The 4,045-nt window shown below is 66.5% G+C and carries 5 protein-coding genes; 4 read left to right on the top strand and 1 reads right to left on the bottom strand.

The genetic code is table 11. The features are described 5' to 3' along the window. The first annotated feature begins 249 nt into the window (after positions 1-249). The 4 genes from ACFWPJ_RS23755 to ACFWPJ_RS23740 all read left to right on the top strand — a co-directional run bounded on the left by ACFWPJ_RS23755 (position 250) and on the right by ACFWPJ_RS23740 (position 2,501). The gene (locus ACFWPJ_RS23755) at positions 250-534 is read left to right on the top strand and encodes a hypothetical protein (protein WP_378854597.1); all 285 of its coding nucleotides are present in this window, start codon (positions 250-252) and stop codon (positions 532-534) included. 170 nt (positions 535-704) lie between these two features. Further along, a complete protein-coding gene (locus tag ACFWPJ_RS23750) occupies positions 705-1,271 on the top strand; it encodes an RNA polymerase sigma factor (protein ID WP_378854596.1) in 567 nt (188 codons plus the stop codon). Continuing rightward, positions 1,252-1,554, top strand: coding sequence for a hypothetical protein (locus tag ACFWPJ_RS23745; protein WP_378854595.1), 303 nt, complete (start codon positions 1,252-1,254; stop codon positions 1,552-1,554). The genes ACFWPJ_RS23750 and ACFWPJ_RS23745 overlap by 20 nt, the downstream gene beginning before the upstream one ends. Positions 1,555-1,811: 257 nt before the next feature. Further along, positions 1,812-2,501 carry an esterase/lipase family protein gene (locus ACFWPJ_RS23740; protein WP_378854594.1) on the top strand — a complete coding sequence of 230 codons (690 nt, stop codon included), beginning with the start codon at positions 1,812-1,814 and terminating at the stop codon, positions 2,499-2,501. Positions 2,502-2,598: 97 nt separating this feature from the next. Here the strand turns inward: ACFWPJ_RS23740 and ACFWPJ_RS23735 are convergent. Then, on the bottom strand, positions 2,599-4,045 hold a 1,447-nt coding region (locus ACFWPJ_RS23735), incomplete at its 5' end, for a (Fe-S)-binding protein (protein ID WP_378854593.1).

The following is a 4,045-nucleotide window of genomic DNA, read 5'->3' as shown; positions in this document are numbered from 1 at the left end:
CAGTATAAGAGACAGGGTCGGAGGTGATCGGCGCCGGGTTGAAGACAACGCCGGTGGTCTTGCCCGCGCTCTTGTCGGAGGTGTCGGGGGGGGGGGGGGGGGCCCCCCCCCGGGCCCGGGGGGGGGGGGGCGGCGTGTGGGGGGCCCCCCGCGGGCCGCCCCCCCCCCCCCCCCCTGCCGGCGGCGGATGCGCAGGTTCATCCGTTCCCGCCCGCGTCTTTCGATCTCTGCATCAGCCGGTTCGGTTCGATGTTCTTCGCCGACCCGGTCGTGGCCGAAACCATCCTGGCGGCGGCCGGGTTCACCGACATCGAATTCACCGACGTGCACGAGCCGGTCTACTACGGCGCGGACAGCGAGGCTGCCCTCGCCAATCTGCTTCGCCTGCAGGGATTCCGGGACATGTTCGCTGCCCTCGACACCGACACGGCCGGGCGAACTCGCGCGCGGTTGCTCGCGACCCTCGCCGAGCACGCGAGCGACACCGGCGTGTATTTCGATTCGCGGGCCTGGATAGTCACCGCCCGTCGTTGAGCTCGCACGAGCCCTGAATCCTTTCGGCCGGCCGCTGCCTCTTATCTGTGTCCCGGCACAATGTCGGGACCGGATACGGAGGTTTGTTGTGATCATCGGAATCGGTGTTGTGGTCGGCTTGGTGGCGTTGTGCACGTGCATGGTCGTCGTGCAGCGCAAACGAGCCGGGCGTGGCTGAGTCGACCTGGCCCGACCACCAGCTGATCGTCGCGGCGCAGGGCGGCGATGTGGATTCGATCGCCGCGCTGGTGTCGGGCGCGCACCCGAACATCCAGCGCTTCGCCCGATCCCTGTGCGCCACACCGGAAGACGCCGAGGACGCCGCGCAGGAGGCGCTGATCATCCTGTACCGCAAGATCGGGATGCTGCGGGCCTCCGGCGCACTGGCGTCGTGGATGTTCCGCATCGTCCGCAACGAGTGCCTGCGTCGTGCGCGGGTGCGCCTGCAACACACACCGCTGCGGGACTCCGCCGTCGCCGCCTCGGCCGAGGACGAAGTACTGCAACGCCTGGAAACGGGCAGGGTGGCGGCCGCGGTCGCGGCGCTGCCCGCCGACCAGCGCCGCGTCCTGATCATGCGCGACATCCAGGGCTACAGCGGGCGGCTGGTCGCCGATGCGCTCGGCCTCAGCACAGCGGCAATGAAATCCCGCCTGCACCGCGCCCGCGCCACAGTTCGACAAGTACTACAGGACACACCTGCTGCTGGAGGAGACAATGACGGCAACGAAACCTGACGGTCCCGACTTCGCGAGCGCATCCCTGCCGAAACACCTGGTGCGCGGCGCGGTCGGCTTCGGTGCATCGGCCGGCGCCCTCGCCCTGATCCCGCTCGTCGGCCCGCTCGGCCTGGCACTGCTGCCCATCGGCCTGATCGCGCTGCGTGGATGCCCGATGTGCTGGGCTATCGGACTGATGCAGACGATTTCGCGGGGTCGACTGCGGCGCTCCTGCGAGGACGGTGCCTGCACGCTGACCGTCACCGGGTCTGACCGGCATCCCGCGAAGATGTCCTCGTAGGACTTCGACGGCGCCGGCGTGTCCCACGTGATCATCGTGGGGCACATCGGTGTTCGCGCCTGCCGGCAGCGGCGCGTTCGAGGCCCCTATCAGCCGGTGTACGGCGGCGAGCCGGATCTGCGTGCCACTACCGATTCGTTGAGTGTCGCTGCAGGAAAGTTGAATAACGAATGTTTCAAATTTAGGTGACGCGGACTCGCGCGTTGCTACGGTCGCTCTGCTCGTCCTGGACGACGAGCCGAATAAGGAGACCGAGCATGAACTTCAGCTCGATGATGCGTCGAATCGGCATCACCGCAGTCACTTTCGTTGCCACCGTGACGGCTACCCTCACCCTCGCGCCACCCGAGGCGGCTGCGGCGCCCGAACGACATCCGATCCTGTTCGTGCACGGTTGGCAAGGCGCGGCGTGGAACTGGGCAAGCATGGTCTCCCGTTTCGAAGATGCCGGATACAGCTCCGCCGAACTGCGCACGTTCAGCTACGACACCTCCCTGTCGAACAAGGTGATCGCCCAGGAGGTCAAAGCTGAGGCCGATGCCCTGCGGGCCGCGACCGGCGCGAGGAAGATCGACATCATCAGCCATTCGATGGGCGGGGTCAACAGTCGCTGGTACCTGAAGTTCCTCGACGGCGCCCGTTACGTCGACGACTGGGTATCCATCGGCGGACCCAACCATGGCACCGGAGTCGCCTACGCTTGCTTCGACGACTCCTGCGAGGACATGCGCCCCGGTTCGAGCTTGCTCACCGAACTCAACCGCGGCGACGAGACCCCAGGCTCGGTCAACTACGGAACCTGGTGGTCGCCCTGCGACGAAATCATCAACCCGGATGAGAGCGTGATCTTGAGCGGCGCGGCCAACACCAGGACCGGCTGCATCGGCCACGTGTTCCTGCTCGCCGCCGGCAGCGTATTCACCGAGGTCCGGGACTTCGTGGCATAACGCGACGTGCAGGGTGGGCGGTCTCGAACCGGAGCAGACGCTGCGGATCGAGACCGTTCCCCGTCGGAACCATGTGCGGTGGGCGGTAATACCTCCGCTATCGCGTGCGTGCACCCGGAGCCTTGGCAGCACCCTTCATACCCAGACCACCACCGGGTGCCTTCGCGGCACCCTTCATCCCCAGACCACCACCGGGTGCCTTGGCGGCACCCTTCATCCCCAGTCCACCACCGGCAGGTGCGGCCTTCGGGGCGGCCTCGGCCACCTCGGCGACCGGGGCCGGTTCCGGCTCGGGCTCGGGTTCCGGCTCGGCCTTGGGCTCCTGGATGACGAGCAGGTTCGCCGACAGTTCGGCGGGGTCGATGCGGGTGATCGAGTCCAGCATCAGCTGCGAGACGTCGACGACCTCGACACCCTCGCCCAGGCCCTGTTCCTGACGGGCGGTGACACCGTCGTTGAGCATGACCCGGCAGAACGGGCAACCGGTCGCGATCTTGGTCGGGTTGGTCGACAGGGCTTCGTCGACACGGTCGACGTTGATGCGCTTGCCGAGCTGTTCTTCCATCCACATCCGGGCGCCACCGGCACCACAGCACATCGACCGCTCACCGTGGCGCGGCATCTCGACCAGGGTCGACCCGGAGGCTTCCATCAGCTCACGCGGGGCGTTGTAGATCTTGTTGTGCCGACCCAGGTAGCAGGGATCGTGGTAGGTGATGTTCTGCGACACCTGCGCCACCGGGACCAGCTTCTTCTGCCGGACCAGGCGGTTGAGCAGCTGGGTGTGGTGCACGACCTCGTAGGTGCCACCGACCTGCGGGTACTCGTTGTTGAGCGCGTTGAAGCAGTGCGCACAGGTCACGACGATCTTCTTGCGCGACTGCTCCACACCTTCGAACACCGAGTTGATGACCTCGATGTTCTGCATGGCCAGCTGCTGGAACAAGAACTCGTTGCCCGCGCGGCGCGCCGAGTCACCGGTGCAGGTCTCCTCCGCGCCCAGCACCATGAACTTGGTGCCGGCGGTGGCCAGCAGTTCGGCCACGGCCTTGGTGGTCTTCTTGGCGCGGTCTTCGTAGGCGCCGGCGCAACCGACCCAGAACAGGTATTCGTAGCCGTCGAAGCTGTCGGCGTCGCGACCGAAGACCGGGATGTCGAAGTCGACTTCCTTGATCCAGTTGAGGCGGTCCTTGGAGTTCTGGCCCCACGGGTTGCCCTTGTTCTCCAGGTTCTTGAACAACCCGGCCAGCTCGGAGGGGAACTCCGACTCGATCAGCACCTGGTAGCGGCGCATGTCGATGATGTGGTCGACGTGCTCGATGTCGACCGGGCACTGCTCGACGCAGGCGCCACAGGTGGTGCACGACCACAGCACCTCGGGGTCGATGACACCGTGCACGTCCTCGGCACCGATCAGCGGACGCTGGCCTTCTGCCCGGTCCGATTCGGACAGCTTGTCCTCGTCGCCACCGGCGAGCAGATACGGCGCTTTGGCGTAGGTGTGGTCGCGCAGCGACATGATCAGCAGCTTGGGAGACAACGGC

The sequence above is a fragment of the Nocardia sp. NPDC058497 genome, assembly GCF_042720195.1.
Lineage (GTDB): Bacteria > Actinomycetota > Actinomycetes > Mycobacteriales > Mycobacteriaceae > Nocardia.
Note: the sequence above shows the minus strand (reverse complement) of the source record. Positions and strands in the feature narration are given on the sequence as shown.

Coding starts and splice junctions, on each gene's coding strand:
- ACFWPJ_RS23755 (WP_378854597.1), top strand. CDS start 250: ATGTTCTTCGCCGACCCGGTCGTGGCCGAAACCATCCTGGCGGCGGCC.
- ACFWPJ_RS23745 (WP_378854595.1), top strand. CDS start 1,252: ATGACGGCAACGAAACCTGACGGTCCCGACTTCGCGAGCGCATCCCTG.
- ACFWPJ_RS23740 (WP_378854594.1), top strand. CDS start 1,812: ATGAACTTCAGCTCGATGATGCGTCGAATCGGCATCACCGCAGTCACT.